This is a genomic window from Pseudomonas sp. GW823-FHT02E01 (assembly GCF_058797535.1).
In genome coordinates, this window is the sequence record NZ_JBXAJS010000017.1 from 55268 (window position 1) to 74333 (window position 19066).

15 protein-coding genes are annotated in these 19066 nt (G+C 59.6%); 9 read left to right on the plus strand and 6 right to left on the minus strand.

Going from position 1 to position 19066, the window contains the following annotated elements:
* Positions 1–60: 60 nt before the first annotated feature.
* From kdgD to AC1RDQ_RS27735, 5 genes are all read right to left on the minus strand, one after another.
* Positions 61–972, minus strand: a complete 912-nt coding sequence (kdgD, locus tag AC1RDQ_RS27715) for a 5-dehydro-4-deoxyglucarate dehydratase (protein ID WP_057716441.1) — start codon at positions 970–972, stop codon at positions 61–63.
* Between the two features lie 403 nt (positions 973–1375).
* Complete coding sequence (locus AC1RDQ_RS27720; protein ID WP_492588672.1) at positions 1376–2125, minus strand: FadR/GntR family transcriptional regulator; 750 nt, start codon at positions 2123–2125, stop codon at positions 1376–1378.
* A 190-nt stretch (positions 2126–2315) separates the two neighbouring features.
* Positions 2316–4043 carry an ABC transporter ATP-binding protein/permease gene (locus AC1RDQ_RS27725; RefSeq protein WP_057716442.1) on the minus strand — a complete coding sequence of 576 codons (1728 nt, stop codon included), beginning with the start codon at positions 4041–4043 and terminating at the stop codon, positions 2316–2318.
* 97 nt (positions 4044–4140) lie between these two features.
* Positions 4141–4701, minus strand: coding sequence for a response regulator transcription factor (locus tag AC1RDQ_RS27730; RefSeq protein ID WP_007973041.1), 561 nt, complete (start codon positions 4699–4701; stop codon positions 4141–4143).
* Positions 4694–5956: an ATP-binding protein gene (locus AC1RDQ_RS27735; protein ID WP_492588674.1), complete on the minus strand. Its 1263-nt coding sequence runs from the start codon at positions 5954–5956 to the stop codon at positions 4694–4696. The genes AC1RDQ_RS27730 and AC1RDQ_RS27735 overlap by 8 nt, the downstream gene beginning before the upstream one ends.
* A 372-nt stretch (positions 5957–6328) precedes the next feature.
* On the opposite strand from AC1RDQ_RS27735, the gene AC1RDQ_RS27740 reads away from it, so the two are divergent.
* From AC1RDQ_RS27740 to AC1RDQ_RS27780, 9 genes are all read left to right on the plus strand, one after another.
* On the plus strand, positions 6329–7045 hold the full coding sequence (locus AC1RDQ_RS27740; RefSeq protein ID WP_492588676.1) for an SIMPL domain-containing protein: 717 nt from the start codon (positions 6329–6331) through the stop codon (positions 7043–7045).
* Between the two features lie 447 nt (positions 7046–7492).
* Positions 7493–9118, plus strand: a complete 1626-nt coding sequence (locus AC1RDQ_RS27745) for an ABC transporter substrate-binding protein (protein ID WP_057716445.1) — start codon at positions 7493–7495, stop codon at positions 9116–9118.
* Between the two features lie 303 nt (positions 9119–9421).
* A complete protein-coding gene (locus AC1RDQ_RS27750; RefSeq protein WP_057716446.1) occupies positions 9422–11023 on the plus strand; it encodes an ABC transporter substrate-binding protein in 1602 nt (533 codons plus the stop codon).
* 174 nt (positions 11024–11197) lie between these two features.
* The gene (locus AC1RDQ_RS27755) at positions 11198–12631 is read left to right on the plus strand and encodes an OprD family porin (RefSeq protein ID WP_057716447.1); all 1434 of its coding nucleotides are present in this window, start codon (positions 11198–11200) and stop codon (positions 12629–12631) included.
* A gap of 78 nt (positions 12632–12709) precedes the next feature.
* Positions 12710–14305: an ABC transporter substrate-binding protein gene (locus AC1RDQ_RS27760; RefSeq protein WP_057716448.1), complete on the plus strand. Its 1596-nt coding sequence runs from the start codon at positions 12710–12712 to the stop codon at positions 14303–14305.
* Positions 14306–14377: 72 nt separating this feature from the next.
* On the plus strand, positions 14378–15388 hold the full coding sequence (locus tag AC1RDQ_RS27765) for an ABC transporter permease subunit (RefSeq protein ID WP_492588678.1): 1011 nt from the start codon (positions 14378–14380) through the stop codon (positions 15386–15388).
* A gap of 16 nt (positions 15389–15404) precedes the next feature.
* Positions 15405–16316, plus strand: a complete 912-nt coding sequence (locus AC1RDQ_RS27770) for an ABC transporter permease subunit (RefSeq protein ID WP_057716449.1) — start codon at positions 15405–15407, stop codon at positions 16314–16316.
* A gap of 10 nt (positions 16317–16326) precedes the next feature.
* Positions 16327–17295 carry an ABC transporter ATP-binding protein gene (locus tag AC1RDQ_RS27775; protein WP_057716450.1) on the plus strand — a complete coding sequence of 323 codons (969 nt, stop codon included), beginning with the start codon at positions 16327–16329 and terminating at the stop codon, positions 17293–17295.
* A complete protein-coding gene (locus tag AC1RDQ_RS27780; RefSeq protein ID WP_057716451.1) occupies positions 17295–18275 on the plus strand; it encodes a peptide ABC transporter ATP-binding protein in 981 nt (326 codons plus the stop codon). Before AC1RDQ_RS27775 ends, AC1RDQ_RS27780 begins: the two co-directional genes overlap by 1 nt.
* Before the next feature lie 195 nt (positions 18276–18470).
* On the opposite strand, the gene AC1RDQ_RS27785 is transcribed toward AC1RDQ_RS27780, so the two are convergent.
* Complete coding sequence (locus AC1RDQ_RS27785; protein ID WP_492588680.1) at positions 18471–18731, minus strand: hypothetical protein; 261 nt, start codon at positions 18729–18731, stop codon at positions 18471–18473.
* Positions 18732–19066 lie beyond the last annotated feature (335 nt).

Here is a 19066-nt window from a genome sequence, read left to right on the forward strand (position 1 = left end):
TTGAGATCTCCTCACGCAAAAGGCCGCCGATTGCTCAGCGGCCTTACTTGAACGGATGTGTTACTGCGCACCCTGCTTGTCGATCAGCGCGGCGAGCATTTCGTACTCTTCGCCGGTCAGATCGGTCAGCGGTGCACGCACAGGACCTGCGTCGTAGCCGGCAATTTTTGCCCCGGCCTTGACGATGCTTACGGCATAACCGGCTTTGCGGTTACGGATGTCCAGGTACGGCAGGAAGAAGTCGTCGATGATCTTGCCGACGGTGGCGTGATCTTCGCGAGCGATCGCGTGGTAGAAGTCCATCGCGGTTTTCGGAATGAAGTTGAACACCGCCGAGGAGTAGACCGGCACGCCCAGTGCCTTGTAGGCCGCGGCGTAGACTTCGGCGGTCGGCAAGCCACCCAGGTAGCTGAAGCGATCACCGAGGCGGCGACGGATCGACACCATCAACTCGATATCACCCAGGCCATCCTTGTAGCCGATCAGGTTCGGGCAGCGCTCGGCCAGACGTTCCAGCAGCGGCGCGGTCAGGCGGCAGACGTTACGGTTGTAGACCACCACGCCGATGTTGACCGATTTGCACACGGCTTCAACGTGGGCGGCAACGCCGTCCTGGCTGGCTTCGGTCAGGTAGTGCGGCAGCAGCAGCAGACCTTTGGCGCCCAGACGCTCTGCTTCCTGTGCGTATTCGATAGCCTGGCGGGTCGAACCGCCGACACCGGCCAGGATTGGCACGCTGGTGGCGCAAGTGTCGACCGCAGTCTTGATGATTTGCGAATATTCGCTGGCCGCCAGAGAGAAGAACTCACCGGTGCCGCCTGCGGCGAACAGAGCCGAGGCGCCGTATGGGGCCAGCCATTCCAGACGCTTGATGTAACCCGCGCGGTTGAAGTCGCCCTGTGCATTGAAATCGGTAACCGGGAAAGACAGCAGACCGGAAGAGAGGATGGACTTCAGTTCTTGTGGATTCATTATTCGAACACCCTGGATTGCGACGTTGTGTGAGAAAACCGTTCAGCCTGCGCTGAAGTTGTATGTCATCGTACAACTTAAAATACAACCGTCAACTGCATTTCATCGCTGCGGGTGAAAATTGTTGGACAACCGGATCAGGAAACCAGCAAATCAGAGGCTCTCCGACCTAAGAGCACGGAGGAAAAAAGTCGCGACCGTAGGCGTATCAGAGATACGTTGTCAGAAGAGAAGTCAGTAGGAACGAGGCTTTCTGGTGTGGCTTACGGCCCAATCGCGAGCAAGTTCGCTCCCACAGGGGGCTGTGTGTGATCTCGATTCTACGATCGACACAAGACACTGTGGGAGCGAGCTTGCTCGCGATGGCGGCAGATCAGGCGAGGGATTACTGGAGTCAGATTTCTTATCCGCGCTGCGCCTCAGCCTCTTCATGGGCATGACGCAACCGCTCACGGCTGTTGGTCAGGTGCAAACGCATGGCGGCCCGCGCCGCATCGGAATCCTGACGGGCAATGGCGTCGTAGATTTCTTCGTGCTCACGGCTCAGGCGACTCATGTAGTGCTGCTGGTCGTCATGGGCCAGGCGCGCGGAGTTCAGCCGTGTGCGCGGAATGATGCTGGTGCCCAGGTGGGTCATGATGTCGGTGAAGTAGCGGTTGCCGGTGGACAGCGCGATTTCGAGGTGGAAGGCGAAGTCCGAAGCCACGGCGTCACCGGCGTGAGCGGCACTTTCATTCAACGCATCGAGGGCGGCGCGCATGTTGGCCAGTTGTTCCGGACTGCGACGTTGCGCCGCCAGCCCGGCAGACTCCACTTCCAGACTGATACGCAGTTCCAGGATCGCCAGCACATCTCGCAGGGTTACCACAGTCGCCGGGTCGATACGGAAACCGCTCGGGCTCGGCGTGTCGAGCACGAAGGTGCCGATACCGTGGCGGGTTTCCACTTGCCCTGCCGCCTGCAAACGGGAAATCGCCTCGCGCACCACCGTGCGGCTGACACCATGGGCATCCATGATGGCCGACTCGGTGGGCAACTTGTCGCCACGCTTGAGATGGCCGTCGCGGATCTGCTCCGACAGCACCGTCACCAGTTCCTGAGCGAGGCTGCGGCGCTTGCGTGGGAGGCGTGGTACGTCGTTCGGGTTTTCCATGGTGAACATCTGTCTCGAAAAAATCGGCGGCTGAAAGCGCATCATAGCGCAACGCGGTTGTACGATCACCTTACCCTGTAGGAGCGAGCCTGCTCGCGATGGAGGTTAACGATAACGCGTGCTTCCTGGATCAACGCGGCGTTTTCAAGTCCATCGCGAGCGAGCTCGCTCCTACAAGGAATCAGGGTGTTCAGGCAGTCACAGCCTGGTCCACCAGATGGCCATTCTCGATACGAATGTGCCGAGGGTGGAAGCGCTTCAGGCTGCTGCGATGGCCGACGCTGACGATGCTCAGCCCCGGCAACTCGTCGATCAGCGCCTGATAAAGCGTGGCCTCGTCTTCTTCGTCCATCGCCGAGGTGGCCTCATCCATGTACAGCCATTGCGGTGCATAAAGCAGCGCACGGGCGAAGGCCAGGCGCTGCTGCTCACCCGGCGACAACATGCGCTGCCAGTGGTTGGCTTCGTCGAGACGGGCAATCAGGTGCGGCAAGCGGCAGGTTTCCAGCACCTGCGCGTAGCGCTCGTTCGGATAGGTATCGCCGGGCTGTGGATAACTGAGGACATCACGCAGGGTGCCAATCGGCAAATACGGTTTTTGCGGCAGGAACAGGTAGCGCGCCGATGGCAGGCGAATACTGCCGTGGCCGGTCGGCCACAGATGCCCCATCGCCCGCAGCAGGGTCGACTTGCCGCTGCCGGAACGACCGCTGAGCATCACACGCTCGCCCTCCTTCACGGTCATGTCGGCGTTGGTCAGCAGGTGACGACCTTCAGCCAGGTCGAGGCCGAGGTTGTGCACCTTCAGCACCGAGCCCGAATTCTGGACGTCGATGGCCGGCGCACGTTCTTCGTTGTCACGCATGGCCTGGTGGAAGCTCAACAGACGATCGCAGGTGGCGCGCCAGGAAGCGAGGCTCTGGTAGGCACTGATAAACCAGCTGAAGCTCTCCTGCACATTGCCGAACGCCGAGCTGATTTGCATCAGCTCGCCCAGTTCGATCTTGCCGGAAAGGTAACGCGGGGCGGCAACCATGAAGGGGAAGATGATCGCGGCCTGGCTGTAACCTGCGGTGAAGAACGTCAGGCGCTTGGACACCTTCATGATGTCCCAGAAGTTATGCCAGACCATCCCGAAGCGGCTGCTCAACCGGCGGTTTTCGTTCGGCTCTCCGTTGTACAACGCGATGCTTTCGGCATTCTCGCGAATTCGCACCATGGAGAAACGCAGGTCAGCTTCGAAGCGTTGTTGCTGATTGTTCAGGCCGATCAGGCGACGACCGATCAAATGCGTCAACCAACTGCCGACCACCGCGTAAACCAGCACGCACCAGAACATGTAGCCGGGAATGGTGATGCCGAATACTTCAATACTGCCCGACACGCCCCACAGGATGATCGAGAACGACACCAGGCTGACGATATTGCGCAGCAGCCCGATACCCAGCTCAAGGGTGTTGGAAGTGAAGTTGTTGAGGTCTTCGGAAATCCGCTGGTCCGGGTTATCGGTGTAACCGCCCTGCTCCAGCTGGTAGTAGTTTTTGTCACCCAGCCAGCGGGTGAAATGCTTTTCGGTGAGCCATGCCCGCCAGCGGATCGTCAGCATCTGCGTCAGGTACAGCCGATACACCGCGCCGACGATCGCCACCGCAGCAATCCCGCAGAAATACAGGATCAGCCGCCAGAATGCCTCCTCGTCCTTTTGTTGCAGCGCGTTGTAGAAATCCTTGTACCAGGTGTTGAACCACACCGAGATCCCTACGCTGATCAGCGACAGCGCAATCACGGCGATCAGCAGAGTCCAGGCTTTGACCTTCTCTTCACTGCGCCAGTAAGGCGTGATCATCGCCCACACTTTGCGAAAAAACTGCCCGCGCACAGCGTCGTTGACCGCGGAATACTCAGCGTTCTGATTCATGGATAAGGCTCGATAGAAAAAAGTACACACACGAACCGATCATAGATGATCGGTCCGGTTTTTCGCGAGATACGGCCCGCATTCGTTCAGCGCAGGTTCAGCGGCGAACGGGACGCTTCTGCAGTTTGCGCTGCAGGGTGCGGCGGTGCATGCCCAGGGCACGGGCCGTGGCGGAGATGTTGCCTTCGTGTTCGGTCAGCACGCGCTGGATGTGCTCCCACTGCAGGCGGTCCACGGACATCGGGTTTTCCGGCACCAGGCTGTCGAGGTCGGCGTGCTCGGACAGCAGCGCCGCCAGCACGTCGTCGGCGTCCGCCGGCTTGCACAGATAGTTGCAGGCACCGCGCTTGATCGCCTCGACGGCAGTGGCAATGCTCGAGTAACCGGTGAGGATCACCACGCGCATTTCCGGGTCCATTTCCAGCAACTTGGGCAGCAGCACCAGGCCGGAATCGCCGTCCATCTTCAGGTCCAGGGCGGCGTAATCCGGTAGATCGGCCTTGGCCAGCTCCAGGCCTTCCTCGGCGGAACCGGCAGTGCTGACGCGAAAACCGCGGCGAGCCATGGCGCGGGCCATGACGCGGGTGAATGTGGCGTCGTCATCGACCAGCAACAAATGCGGCAGTTCTTCGCCTTCGACTTGGATCTCTTCACTCATGTTCGTCTCCTCGGGCGACACGGGGCAGGCGCAGCTCGGTGAGCGTGCCACCTTCCTCATGACTGTAGAGTTTCACTGAGCCGCCGGCGCGTGTCACGCTGGCCTTGCTCAAAAACAGGCCCAGGCCGAAGCCTTTGCCCTTGGTGGTAAAAAACGGCTTGCCGATTTGCTCGGCGATGGCCAGCGGCACACCGGCGCCATGGTCACGAATGCTGATGGTGAGGTTTTCCCAATCCCAGTCCAGCGTCACTTGCAGCCCTTCGGGGCAGGCATCGGCAGCGTTGTTCAACAGATTCAGCAAAGCCTGGGTCAGGTCCGGCGGCGGCGCCATCCGGGGGACCGGGCCCTGGCCGAGGTGCTGGAAGCGATAACTGGCTTCCGGACGCATCAGGTGCCAGCGATTGAGGGCTTCATCAAGCCAATCGGTGACGTCCTGCATCTCCACCGCCAACCGACGATTGGCCTCGGCGGCGCGTACCAGATGCTGCAAGGTCTCTTTACACAGCTTGACCTGATCCTGCAGCACGCTCAGGTCGTCCTGCAACATCGGATCATGATGATCCTGGCGCATTTCCTTGAGTAGCACACTCATGGTCGCCAACGGCGTGCCCAGTTCATGGGCCGCACCGGCGGCCTGGGTGGCGACGGCCAGCAGTTGCTGATCGCGCAGGCCTTCTTCGCGGCGAATGGCGCGCAACTCTTCCTGACGACGCAGCTCTTCGGCCATGCGCGCGGCGAAAAACGTGATCACCGCTGCAGCCAGGGCGAAGCTCAGCCACATTCCGTACACCTGCAGGTTTTCCCGGGCGATCGGGAAGGTTTGCAGCGGATAGAACTGCGCCAGCAACAGCGTGTACATCGTCAACGCGATACCCGACAGGATCACCGAGTAACGCCACGGCAAGGTCACGGCGGCAATGGTCAGCGGCACCAGGTAATAGGAGACGAAGGGGTTGGTCGAGCCACCGGAGAAATACAGCAATGCGCTGTGGATAAACAGATCGCAGGCCAGTTGCACGGCGTATTCGAGCTCGGTCACCGGCCACGAGGTACGCAGACGAATGGCCGTGAACACGCACAGCAGCATTGAACATGCGAGCGTCGCCGCCAATTGAAACCAGGGCAGTGGCAGCAATTCGAGCCAGTAGGCCAGGCCAACGGAACCGGCCTGGGCGGCCAGCACCAACGTGCGGATGAACGTCAGCCGCCAGAGGTTCTGGCGAGTGGCGGAAGTGATTTGAACGGGGGCGAGCATGAGCTCTCCTGATGAGCGCTCCAGGCGGATCGCAGGGAGTATAACCAAGCGAGGGGGCTGACAGGCAAAAGTGCGGCAAACGGCCACAGTGCTACCCATAATTTCCCGGGCGATGACAACTGTGGCGAGGGGGCTTGCCCCCGTTCGGCTGCGAAGCAGTCGCAAATAGGTCGATTCGGTCTAACTGTCATAACGCGGTGCAGGTTTTGGGACTGCTGCGCAGTCCAACGGGGGCAAGCCCCCTCGCCACAGGGCCACCTGAGTTCCATCTGTATAGAAGTTGTAACTGTGCGAACCGGAGCTTAAAAGCTAGAGTCTGATGGTTTCACGCAGGTCCGGACCATACCCCTGCGCACCTTTCAAGGAGCCTTCATGCACACATTCCGCCGCAGCGCCGCCCTCCTCGCCCTGAGCGTTGGCACCGTCGCCAGCCTCCCCGCCCTGGCCACCGACGAGCTTCATTACAACCAGATTTCCCTGCGCGCCGAAGTCAGTCAGGAAGTGGCCCGCGACCTGATGATCGTGACCCTCTACACCGAAGAACAGAACACCGACCCGGCCAAACTCGCCGCCGATGTCAGCACCACCATGAACAAGGCGCTGGCCAAGGCCAAGCAAGTCAAGGACATCACTCTGCGCCAGGGCAGCCGCAACAGCTACCCGATCTATGACACCAAGGGCCAGAAAATCACCGGCTGGCGCGAGCGCGCCGAATTGCGCCTGGAAAGCCCGGACTTCGCTGCGCTGTCGAAGCTGACCGGCGAACTGCTCACCGACCTGAAAATGGGCGGCATGGACTTCGCCATCGCCACCCCGACCCGCAAGGCCAGCGAAGACGCCCTGCTCAAGGACGCCGTGACCGCCTTCAAGGCCCGCGCCCAACTGGCCACCGACGCCCTTGGCGGCAAGAGCTACAAAATCGTCAACCTGAACCTCAACAGCAACGGTTATCCACAGCCTTACATGCGCGCCCCGATGATGATGAAAGCCGCCGCCATGGACAGCGCACCGGTTACACCGGATGTCGAGGCCGGCACCAGCCAGGTCAGCATGACCGCCGATGGTTCGATTGAAGTGCTGATGCCTTGACTCGGTAGCCCGTAAACAAAAACGGTGATCATTAAAATGATCGCCGTTTTTTTTGGCAGTTTTCAGGCATGAGCTATAACTGGATAGGTCCCCCCAAGAAAAGCCGTCGATTGGCCACTATCGGAGCAACAATAACCACTCTTATTCACGCCATGCCCACCCCACAATTCGGGGTATGAATAAGTAACACCCCCGCCCCACGCGGGAGCAACCCGAGTCAAGAGCGCACTGTAAAAGTGCGTCATTTGCACCATAAAAACGCCGCGCAAACGGTCAAATGCGTCAGGAATTATACAAATGCGACATTAAGGTACGTTCGTGCCACCGTTTAAGGCTTGTAGTCACTCTGGATCTTGCATTGGGTATGGCCCCTGCATAAGTATCCGCAGGCACGACTCACGAGGTCGTCCTCTAATTCCAAAAATGACAACAAATCATGAGGCCACCATGCTTAAACACGCGGTCATTCCGTTCTTAGTTGGCGCAAGCTTGTTAGCCAGCGCACCGTTCGCCCAAGCAGCGACTAACCTGGTGTTCTGCTCCGAAGGGAGCCCGGCCGGTTTCGATCCAGGTCAATACACCACCGGAACCGACTTCGACGCCTCTGCAGAAACCATGTTCAACCGCCTCACCCAGTTCGAACGTGGCGGCACTGCCGTGGTTCCTGGGCTGGCGACCAAGTGGGACGTTTCCGATGACGGCCTGACCTACACCTTCCACCTGCGTGAAGGCGTCAAGTTCCACACTACCCCGTATTTCAAACCGACTCGTGAGTTCAACGCCGACGACGTGCTGTTCACCTTTAATCGCATGATTAACAAGGATGATCCGTTCCGCAAAGCGTACCCGACCGAATTCCCGTACTTCACCGACATGGGGATGGATACCAACATCACCAAGATCGATAAAGTCGACGACCACACGGTCAAGTTCACCCTCAAGGACGTTGATGCCGCGTTCATCCAGAACATGGCCATGAGCTTCGCCTCGATCCAGTCCGCCGAGTACGCTGCCCAGCTGCTCAAGGAAGGCAAGGCAGCCGACATCAACCAGAAGCCGGTCGGCACCGGCCCGTTCGTGTTCAAGAGCTACCAGAAAGACTCCAACATCCGCTACACCGGGAACAAGGACTACTGGAAGCCTGACGACGTGAAGATCGACAACCTGATCTTCGCCATCACCACCGACCCGTCGGTACGCATCCAGAAACTGAAGAAGAACGAGTGCCAGGTCACCCTGTTCCCTCGTCCGGCCGACCTGAAGGCGCTCAAGGAAGACAAGTCCTTGAAGATGCCTGAGCAGGCCGGGTTCAACCTGGGCTACATCGCCTACAACGTGATGGACAAGATCAAGGGCGACGACAAACCAAACCCGATGTCGCAGTTGAAAGTGCGCCAGGCCATGGACATGGCCGTCAACAAGCAGCAGATCATCGACTCCGTGTACCAGGGCGCCGGCCAACTGGCGGTCAACGCCATGCCGCCGACCCAGTGGTCCTACGACACCACCATCAAGGACGCCAAGTACGATCCCGAGAAAGCCAAGGAGCTGCTCAAGGAAGCCGGCGTCAAGGAAGGTACCGAAATCGTCCTGTGGGCGATGCCGGTTCAGCGTCCGTACAACCCGAACGCCAAGCTGATGGCAGAAATGCTGCAGTCCGACTGGGCCAAGATCGGCCTCAAGGTCAAGATCCAGAGCTACGAGTGGGGCGAGTACATCAAGCGCTCCAAGGGCGGTGAGAACGGCGCGATGCTGATTGGCTGGAGCGGCGACAACGGTGACCCGGACAACTGGCTGAACGTGCTGTTCGGCTGCGACTCGCTGGAAGGCAACAACTTCTCCAAATGGTGCGACAAGAAGTTTGACGACATCGTCAAGCAAGCCAAGCGCACTTCGGACCAAGGCAAACGCACCGAACTGTACAAACAGGCGCAACACGTCCTCAAGGATGCTGTGCCTATGACACCTATCGCTCACTCGACGGTGTTCCAACCCATGCGCGCCAACGTGCAGGACTTCAAGATCAGCCCATTTGGCTTGAACTCCTTCTACGGCGTCAGCGTCAGCAAATAAGGTTTTGCAACGGCGACGTTCCTGACGTCGCCGTTGCTTTATCTTCCGAGAAAGCAGGAATTCGCCTACATCCTAGTCCGCAGCTGACTACAGCATCGGGCGAGGACGCGTTGCCATTTCCTACGAGTCTTTAGGACTCTACGCATTTACTGCCGGACCCGTGGCTCATACCGTCGGGATCTGACCAGTGCACGCGTGGGTCATCGGTTAATGCTGCGCGCATGGCTTGAAATCAGTGATGCCTCTACGTCCGCGGACGGGACGGCGACTCATTGAAAACACTTTGAGAGAGAAGGGAGCGTTATGCGCCATACCTTGGTTTTATCCGCATTGCTGGGCACCGGCCTGTTGGCCGCCACTTCCATCAGCCAGGCCGCCAACAACAGCCTGGTGTTCTGCTCCGAAGGCAGCCCCGCCGGTTTCGACACGGCGCAGTACACCACTGCGACCGACAACGACGCCGCCGAGCCGCTGTACAACCGGTTGGCTGAGTTCGAAAAAGGCGCGACCAACGTCGTACCGGGCCTGGCCACGAGCTGGGATATTTCCGAGGACGGCCTCAAATACACGTTTCACCTGCGCGAAGGGGTGAAGTTTCATACCACCAAATACTTCACGCCGACCCGAGACTTCAATGCCGATGACGTGCTGTTCACCTTCAATCGCATGCTCGACCCGCAGCAACCTTTCCGTAAGGCTTATCCGACAGAGTTTCCGTACTTCAACGGCATGAGCCTGAACAAGAACATCGCCAAGGTCGAAAAGACCGGGCCACTGACCGTGGTCTTTACGCTCAATAGCGTGGACGCCGCGTTCATCCAGAACATCGCCATGAGCTTCGCCGCCATCCTTTCGGCCGAATACGCCGACAAGCTGCTGGCCGAAGGCAAGCCGAGCGACATCAACCAGAAGCCGATCGGCACCGGGCCGTTCGTGTTCAAGAGCTACCAGAAAGACTCGAACATCCGTTACACCGGCAACAAGCATTACTGGGCCCCTGACCGGGTCAAGCTCGATAACCTGATTTTCGCCATCAACACCGACGCCTCGGTGCGCGTGCAGAAACTCAAGGCCGGCGAGTGCCAGATCACCCTGCACCCGCGCCCTGCCGATGTGCCCGCACTGAAGAACGACACGGCCCTGCAACTGATCGAGAAGCCCGGTTTCAACCTCGGTTACATCGCCTACAACGTGCGCCACAAACCGTTCGACCAGCTTGAAGTACGCCAGGCGCTGGACATGGCGGTGAACAAGCAAGGCATTCTCAATGCCGTCTACCAGGGCGCGGGGCAACTGGCGGTAAACGCCATGCCGCCGACCCAATGGTCCTACGACGAGACTATCAAGGACGCCGCCTACAACCCGGAAAAAGCCAAGGAGCTGCTCAAGGCTGCCGGCGTCAAGGAAGGCACCGAAATCACCCTCTGGGCCATGCCGGTCCAGCGTCCGTACAACCCCAACGCCAAGTTGATGGCCGAGATGCTCCAGGCTGACTGGGCGAAGATCGGCCTCAAGGTCAAGATCGTCAGTTATGAGTGGGGCGAGTACATCAAGCGCACCAAGAATGGCGAACACGACATCAGCCTGATCGGCTGGACCGGCGACAACGGTGACCCGGACAACTGGCTGGGCACGCTCTACAGCTGTGACGCCATTGGCGGCAACAACTACTCGATGTGGTGTGATCCGGCTTACGACAAGCTGATCAAACAGGCCAAGGTCGTCACCGACCGCGACCAGCGCACCCTGCTCTACAAACAGGCGCAGCAATTGCTCAAGCAGCAAGTGCCGATGACGCCAGTCGCCCACTCGACGGTCAACCAGCCGCTGAGCGCCAAAATCGAAGGGTTCAAGGTGAGCCCGTTCGGTCGCAATGTTTTCTCGGGTGTCAGCATAGAAAAATAACCGATTAGCCAGAAATGCCGGAGGGCGGATTTTCCGCCCTCACGCAGACGCTTTGCCGTCTTTTGCCAATTTGGCTGACAGCAAACGTTTGCGATGCCGTGAATGAGTTCTAAACCAATAGCCGGATCACAAAAAAAGACCGGCATAAAAAAAAGAAAGTAAGGAGCTTTACCCATGAAACTGAGCAGCACCGCGTTATTGGCCATGGCCATCAGCAGCGTAACCGCCACGGCTTACGCAGAAACCCAAAGCCAGGCTTTCACCCCGGTTACCGTGAACGAGAAAAGCGCCCAAAGCGAAGCCACCGGCTTTATCGAAGGCCAGTCGATCACCGGCACCACGCGCAACTGGTACGCCAACGAACAACTGCAACGCGGCGCAAAGTTCGCCTACAAGAAAGACGGCGTTTCGACTCCGACCGATCGCCGGATCAACTGGGTCCAGGGCACCATCCTCAAGTACAACTCGGGCTTCACCGAAGGCACCGTTGGCTTCAGCACTGAGGTGGCGGCGTACAACGCCATCGCACTGGACCAGGACCGCAAAGACCTGGCGTCCAACAACGGCGGCGCACCGGGCACTCGTCCAGGCGCGGGCAACAACCGTACCCTGACCAAAGAGGGCGGCGACGCTCAAGGCCAGTGGAGCAAACTGGGCCTGGCCAACGTCAAGGCTCGTGTCTCCAACAGCACCCTGACCGCCGGCCGCATGAACTTCAGCAGCCCGATGGTCGACGTGATCGGTAACCGTGCACTGCCTTCGAGCTTCCAGGGCGTGGCCCTCCACAGCGAAGAGCTGAACAACCTGGCCTTCGACCTGGCCACCTTCGACCGCAACTCACCGCGTACCGAAGAAAGCCAGCGCAAATTCCGCACCGAATACGCAAACGGCATCGTCGAAACCGACCACGTCTACACCGGCGGTATCACCTACAACCCGTTCGCCAGCCTGACCACCAGTCTCTGGGCGACCCAGGCTGAAGATATCTGGAACCAGTACTACTTCGGCGCCTCTCACGTACTGGGCGACAGCCAGGTACTGAGCCTGACCACCGGCCTGAACTACTACAAAACCAAGGAAACCGGTAAAGCCCTGATCGGCGACATCGACAACGACACCTACTCGCTGTCGTTCGGCCTGACCCACCAGGCCCACACCCTGACCTTCTCGTACCAGGAAGTGAACGGTAACGAGTACTTCGACTACCTGCACGAAACCAACGGCATCTACCTGGCCAACTCCCTGTTGTCGGACTTCAACGGCCCGAACGAAAAATCGTTCCAGGTTGCCTACGGTCTGAACATGGCCGAATACGGCGTACCAGGCCTGAAGTTCAACATCTACCAGGCTCGCGGCTGGGGTATCGACGGCACTCACTACACCGGCAACGGCGGCGTGGCAGGCAAGGGTTACGACGGCATCCAGTCCCAGGATGGCGAACACCATTATGAATACGGCATCGGCGCGACCTACGCCGTGCAGAGCGGCCCGCTCAAGGCCACCACGATTCGCGGCACCTACACCGCTCACCGTGCCAGCGAAAACCAGGCTGACGGCAGCATCAACGAGTTCCGCCTCGTGACCACGGTTCCGTTCAACATCCTGTAATGCCCGTGCCGAACGGCTGATTCAGTGACGAATCGGCCGTTCGGCTTTTGTCCTTTAACTGATTGCAGAGGGTTCTTGATGAAAATGCTTCCCCTACGTGCGGCCATCGCGGCCGCGTTGCTCAGTGTCGCTGTCGGTGTTTCGGCCAAGCCCCTGGTGGTTTGCACGGAAGCCAGCCCCGAAGGCTTCGACATGGTCCAGTACACGACTGCAGTCACCGCCGATGCCGTGGCCGAAACCATCTTCAATCGCCTGGCAGACTTCAAGCCCGGCACCACCGACGTGATTCCGGCACTGGCCGACTCCTGGGACATCAGCGAAGACGGCCTGACCTACACGTTCCATCTGCGTAAAGGCGTAAAGTTCCACACCACCGAATACTTCAAGCCGACCCGCGACATGAATGCCGACGACGTGGTCTGGAGCTTCCAGCGTCAGCTGGACCCGAATCATCCGTGGCACAAGCTGTCGAGCGTGGGCTTCCCGTACTTTGAAAGCATGGGCTTCAAGGAACTGCTCAAGAGCGTCGAGAAAGTCGACGACAACACGGTCAAGTTCACCCTGACCCGTCGCGAAGCACCGTTTCTGGCCGACATCGCCATGGCGTTCTCCTCGATCTACTCCGCCGAGTACGCCGACCTGTTGCTCAAAGCGAACAAGACCGGCGACCTGAACAACAAGCCGATCGGCACTGGCCCGTTCGTCTTCCAGCGCTATAACAAGGACGCCCAGGTCCGCTTCAAGGCCAACCCGGACTACTTCCGTGGCAAACCGCCAGCCGATGCGTTGATCCTGGCGATCGCCACCGACAACAACGTGCGCCTGCAGAAGCTCAAGGCCAACGAGTGCCAGGTCGCGCTCTATCCGAAGCCGGATGACATTCCGAGCATCAAGAAAGACGACAAGCTGAAAGTCGATGAACTGAACGCGATGACCGTTTCCTACATCGCCATGAACACCACGCACAAATACATGAGTGATGTGCGGGTGCGCAAAGCCATCGACATCGCCTTCGACAAAGAGGCATACGTCAATGCGTTGTTTGGCAAGGGCAATGCGACCGCCGCGGTCAACCCGTACCCGGACACCCTGCTGGGCTACAACCACAGCCTGAAAAACCCGGCCCGTGATCTGGACAAGGCTCGCGCCCTGCTCAAGGAAGCCGGCGTACCGGAAGGCACCACCTTCACCCTCTTCACCCGCAACGGTGGCGGTCCGACCAATCCGAACCCGATGCTCGGCGCGCAGATGATGCAAGCCGACCTGGCCAAGGTCGGGATCAAGATCGACATCCGCGTGATGGAATGGGGCGAAATGCTCAAACGCGCCAAAAACGGCGAGCACGACATGGTTTCCGCCGGATGGGCGGGTGATAACGGCGACCCGGATAACTTCCTGACGCCTATGCTCAGTTGTGAAGCGGCCAAGAACGGAGAAAACTACGCACGCTGGTGCAATGACAAGTTCCAGGCGCTGCTCGACCAGGCCCGGGAAAAAACCGATCCGGCCGAACGCGCAGCGCTCTACGAACAGGCCCAGGTTATTTTCAACCAGGACCAGCCGTGGATCAGCATGGCGCACACTAGAATGTTTACCGCAATGCGCAACAACGTAGAGGGCTATCACATTAGCCCCCTCACCACGAATAACTTCGCCACCACCCAGGTGAAGTAATAAGAAAACTCCCGGCATTCCTGACCCAGGCATGCCGGGCACGCCTAACCGGCTGATGAGGTACAACACACGATGTTTAGTTTTATTGCCCGCCGACTGGGGTTACTGATCCCCACGTTCTTCGGCATCACCTTGCTGACTTTCGCGTTGATTCGCATGATCCCGGGCGACCCCGTAGAAGTCATGATGGGAGAACGTAGGGTCGATCCCGAAATGCACGCTCAGGCAATGGAACGCCTAGGTCTGAACAAACCCCTGTATGCCCAGTACCTGGATTACATCGGCAAGCTGGCCCACGGCGATCTCGGGGAATCCCTGCGTACCCGTGAAAGCGTGTGGAGCGAATTCACCTCCCTGTTCCCCGCGACCCTGGAACTGTCCATAGCCGCCCTGTTGTTCGCCGGCATCCTGGGCCTTCTGGCCGGGGTGATCGCGGCACTCAAGCGAGGATCCCTGTTCGACCATGGAGTGATGGGTGTCTCCCTGGCGGGATACTCGATGCCGATCTTCTGGTGGGGCCTGATCCTGATCATGTTCTTCTCGGTAAGTCTGGGCTGGACCCCGGTATCCGGGCGGATCGACCTGCTGTATGACATCGAGCCACGCTCCGGCTTCATGCTGATCGATACGCTGCTGGCCGACGAGCCGGACGCCTTCTTCGACGCCCTGCACCACCTGATCCTGCCGGCCATTGTGCTCGGCACCATTCCGCTGGCAGTGATCGCGCGGATGACCCGTTCGTCGATGCTCGAAGTGCTGCGTGAAGACTACATCCGCACCGCCAAGGCCAAAGGCCTGTCGCCGGCACGCGTGGTGTTCGTACACGGCCTGCGCAACGCGCTGATCCCGGTACTCACCGTGGTCGGCCTGCAAGTCGGCACCCTGTTGGCCGGTGCGGTCCTGACCGAAACCATCTTCTCGTGGCCCGGCATCGGCAAATGGCTGATCGAAGCCATTGGCGCCCGGGATTATCCCGTTGTGCAAAACGGCATCCTGTTAATCGCCTGCCTGGTGATTGTGGTCAACTTCGTAGTGGACATCCTCTACGGCTTTGCCAACCCACGCATCCGTCATCAGCGCTGAGATCATGACCATGACCATGACCACTCCAATTCCATCGGTAGCAGTCGATCAAAGCCTGCTGTACCCGTCTCCGTACAAAGAATTCTGGCAAGCGTTTTCCAAGAACAAAGGTGCCGTCGCCGGCCTGATGTTCATGCTGCTGGTGATTTTCTGCGCCATCTTCGCCCCGTGGGTTGCCCCTCACGACCCAAGCGAGCAATACCGTGATTTCCTGCTGACCCCGCCGGCCTGGCTGGAAGGTGGACAGATGCAGTTCCTGCTCGGCACCGACGAACTGGGTCGCGACCTGCTGTCGCGCCTGATCCAGGGCTCGCGCCTGTCGTTGCTGATCGGTTTGTCGTCGGTGGTGATGTCGCTGATCCCGGGGATCCTGCTGGGTCTGTTCGCCGGGTTCTTCCCCCGCATACTTGGCCCGAGCATCATGCGTCTGATGGACATCATGCTGGCCCTGCCGTCCCTGCTGCTGGCCGTGGCGATCGTCGCCATCCTCGGCCCTGGCCTGATCAATACCGTGATCGCCATCGCCGTGGTGTCCCTGCCGTCCTACGTTCGTCTGACCCGCGCTGCGGTGATGGGCGAACTGAACCGCGACTACGTGACCGCCGCTCGCCTGGCCGGTGCCGGTCTGCCGCGCCTGATGTTCGTCACCGTGCTGCCTAATTGCATGGCGCCGCTGATCGTTCAGGCCACCCTGAGCTTCTCCTCGGCGATCCTCGATGCCGCCGCACTGGGCTTCCTCGGCCTTGGCGTACAACCGCCAACCCCTGAGTGGGGCACCATGCTGGCTTCGGCCCGCGACTACATCGAACGCGCCTGGTGGGTAGTGAGCCTGCCTGGTCTGACCATTTTGCTCAGCGTGCTGGCAATCAACCTGATGGGCGACGGCCTGCGCGATGCGCTGGACCCGAAACTCAAGAACGCCGCCTGAGGAGATTCCCATGTCACTGCTAGAAATCAAGAATCTCAACGTTCGCTTCGGCGACAAAAACGCCACGCCAGTCGTCGATGGTCTCGACCTGCAAGTGGACAAGGGCGAAGTGCTGGCCATCGTTGGCGAGTCCGGTTCCGGCAAGTCCGTGACCATGATGGCGCTGATGGGCCTGATTGAGCATCCGGGGATCGTCACCGCTGACGCCCTGAATTTCGACGGCAAGAACATGCTCAAGCTCAACAATCGCCAGCGTCGCCAGATCGTGGGTAAAGACCTGTCCATGGTCTTCCAGGATCCGATGACTGCCCTGAACCCGAGCTACACCGTCGGTTTCCAGATTGAAGAAGTGCTGCGCCTGCACCTGAAAATGTCCGGCAAGGCTGCGCGCAAGCGCGCCATCGAACTGCTGGAAAAAGTTGAAATCCCGGGTGCCGCCAGCCGTATGGACGCCTACCCGCATCAACTGTCCGGTGGCATGAGCCAACGTGTCGCGATTGCCATGGCGATTGCCGGCGAACCGAAACTGCTGATCGCCGACGAACCGACCACGGCGCTGGACGTAACCATCCAGGCGCAAATCATGGACCTGCTGCTGGCGTTGCAGAAAGAGCAGAACATGGGCCTGGTGCTGATCACCCACGACCTCGCCGTCGTGGCCGAAACCGCCCAGCGCGTGTGCGTGATGTACGCCGGCCAGGCGGTCGAAGTCGGCCAGGTGCCGCAACTGTTCGACATTCCGGCACACCCGTACAGCGAAGCGTTGCTCAAGGCAATTCCGGAACACAGCCTGGGTGCCTCGCGCCTGTCGACCCTGCCGGGCATCGTTCCCGGTCGCTACGACCGCCCGCAAGGTTGCCTGCTGTCGCCACGCTGCCCGTACGTGAAAGACAACTGCCGTCAACAACGTCCGGCCCTTGACCAGAAAAGCAACAGCCTCGCTCGCTGCTTCTACCCGCTGAACCAGGAGGTGGCGTAATGGCCGTCGTTCTTACCGCCCGCGACCTGACCCGTCACTACGAGGTGTCCCGAGGCCTGTTCAAGGGTCACGCCACCGTGCGCGCCCTCAACGGCGTGTCGTTCGAACTGGAAGCCGGCAAGACCCTCGCTGTCGTAGGCGAGTCGGGTTGCGGAAAATCCACCCTGGCCCGTGCCCTGACCCTGATCGAAGAGCCGTCCTCCGGCTCCTTGAAAATTGCCGGGCAGGAAGTCGCCGGTGCCGACAAGGCCCAGCGCAAGCAACTGCGCAAAGACGTGCAGATGGTGTTCCAGAGCCCGTACGCCTCGTTGAACCCTCGGCAGAAAGTCGGTGATCAGCTTGCAGAGCCGTTATTGATCAACACCAACCTGAGCGCCGCGGAACGCCGCGAGAAAGTCCAGGCGATGATGAAGCAGGTGGGCTTGCGTCCCGAGCACTATCAGCGTTATCCGCACATGTTCTCCGGTGGTCAGCGCCAGCGGATCGCCTTGGCCCGCGCGATGATGCTGCAACCGAAAGTGCTGGTGGCGGACGAACCGACCTCGGCACTGGACGTGTCGATTCAGGCACAGGTACTCAACCTGTTCATGGATTTGCAGCAAGAGTTCAACACCGCCTATGTGTTCATCTCCCACAACCTGGCGGTGGTACGCCACGTTGCCGACCATGTGATGGTGATGTACCTCGGTCGTCCGGTGGAAATGGGCACGAAAGAGGACATTTACTCCCGACCTCTGCACCCCTACACCCAGGCACTGCTGTCGGCGACGCCGGCCATCCACCCGGATCCGGACAAGCCGAAAATCAAGATCGTAGGCGAATTGCCCAACCCGCTGAACCCGCCGTCCGGCTGCGCCTTCCACAAGCGCTGCCCGTACGCCACCGAGCGTTGCAGCACTGAAGAGCCGGCCCTGCGCCTGATCGCCGGCCGCCAGGTGGCTTGCCACTACGCCGAGCAATTCCTCGACGGCGCGGCATAAAAATGTGGGAGCGGGCTTGCTCGCGAAGGCGTCATTCCAGTCAACCTCAATGTCGACTGACAGATCGCTTTCGCGAGCAAGCCCGCTCCCACAGGGATTGAGTAGCTCAAGTAATTACGCGTTAACCAAACCCCTTCTGCCTCGAATGCGCATCACTCAGGTAGAAGGGGTTTTCTTTTGCCTGCAATAGAGCGACTACGTCTGGCTGTCGCCCTCTTCCTCATCGGAGTCCGGTTCGTCGGTGGTCGAATCATCGTCGTTGTCCGCACCGCCCTGCCCCTGATCTCCCGGTTCCGATTCGGACTTGGCGATCATCAACCCCGCATAACCCGCCTGCCCGCTCGAAGCCTGCTCCCCGTGATCGATACACTCGGCCCACGCCGTCGAAGCTCCGAGCGAGAGCATCACCATCACCATCACCTTCAACAGCAGTAAAACGCGAAACAACCTGTTCATAGCCGATTCCTTCCTTTCGTTGAGTGCCTGTCTGGTGCTGAGTCAAATCTAGTTCCGATCAGCCGGGTTCTCCAGATTGGACGCTATCTGGCGGGGGAAAATGCAGCGGGTTTGGAGACTGGTTTGGAATAGGGGTTATTCACAACTCAACTAACAACGAAGCCCCCCCTGTAGGAGCGAGCCTGCTCGCGATGGAGGCTAACGATGACGCGCTCTGTCTGGATAAACGCAGCGCGGCTGGAGTCATCGCGAGCAGGCTGAACTGGCCTAATAATCCCGGACACCTCTTAAGGGCGATATGATTTCGCCAACTTGGAGGTTCCATGAACGAAAGA

Bases quoted from the DNA above. Each gene is read 5' to 3' on its own strand.
- AC1RDQ_RS27755 (WP_057716447.1), top strand. From the start codon at position 11,198: ATGAAACTGAGCAGCACCGCGTTATTGGCCATGGCCATCAGCAGCGTA.
- AC1RDQ_RS27775 (WP_057716450.1), top strand. From the start codon at position 16,327: ATGTCACTGCTAGAAATCAAGAATCTCAACGTTCGCTTCGGCGACAAA.
- AC1RDQ_RS27760 (WP_057716448.1), top strand. From the start codon at position 12,710: ATGAAAATGCTTCCCCTACGTGCGGCCATCGCGGCCGCGTTGCTCAGT.
- AC1RDQ_RS27735 (WP_492588674.1), bottom strand. From the start codon at position 5,956: ATGCTCGCCCCCGTTCAAATCACTTCCGCCACTCGCCAGAACCTCTGG.
- kdgD (WP_057716441.1), bottom strand. From the start codon at position 972: ATGAATCCACAAGAACTGAAGTCCATCCTCTCTTCCGGTCTGCTGTCT.
- AC1RDQ_RS27745 (WP_057716445.1), top strand. From the start codon at position 7,493: ATGCTTAAACACGCGGTCATTCCGTTCTTAGTTGGCGCAAGCTTGTTA.
- AC1RDQ_RS27720 (WP_492588672.1), bottom strand. From the start codon at position 2,125: ATGGAAAACCCGAACGACGTACCACGCCTCCCACGCAAGCGCCGCAGC.
- AC1RDQ_RS27730 (WP_007973041.1), bottom strand. From the start codon at position 4,701: ATGAGTGAAGAGATCCAAGTCGAAGGCGAAGAACTGCCGCATTTGTTG.
- AC1RDQ_RS27770 (WP_057716449.1), top strand. From the start codon at position 15,405: ATGACCACTCCAATTCCATCGGTAGCAGTCGATCAAAGCCTGCTGTAC.
- AC1RDQ_RS27740 (WP_492588676.1), top strand. From the start codon at position 6,329: ATGCACACATTCCGCCGCAGCGCCGCCCTCCTCGCCCTGAGCGTTGGC.
- AC1RDQ_RS27750 (WP_057716446.1), top strand. From the start codon at position 9,422: ATGCGCCATACCTTGGTTTTATCCGCATTGCTGGGCACCGGCCTGTTG.
- AC1RDQ_RS27725 (WP_057716442.1), bottom strand. From the start codon at position 4,043: ATGAATCAGAACGCTGAGTATTCCGCGGTCAACGACGCTGTGCGCGGG.
- AC1RDQ_RS27780 (WP_057716451.1), top strand. From the start codon at position 17,295: ATGGCCGTCGTTCTTACCGCCCGCGACCTGACCCGTCACTACGAGGTG.
- AC1RDQ_RS27765 (WP_492588678.1), top strand. From the start codon at position 14,378: ATGTTTAGTTTTATTGCCCGCCGACTGGGGTTACTGATCCCCACGTTC.
- AC1RDQ_RS27785 (WP_492588680.1), bottom strand. From the start codon at position 18,731: ATGAACAGGTTGTTTCGCGTTTTACTGCTGTTGAAGGTGATGGTGATG.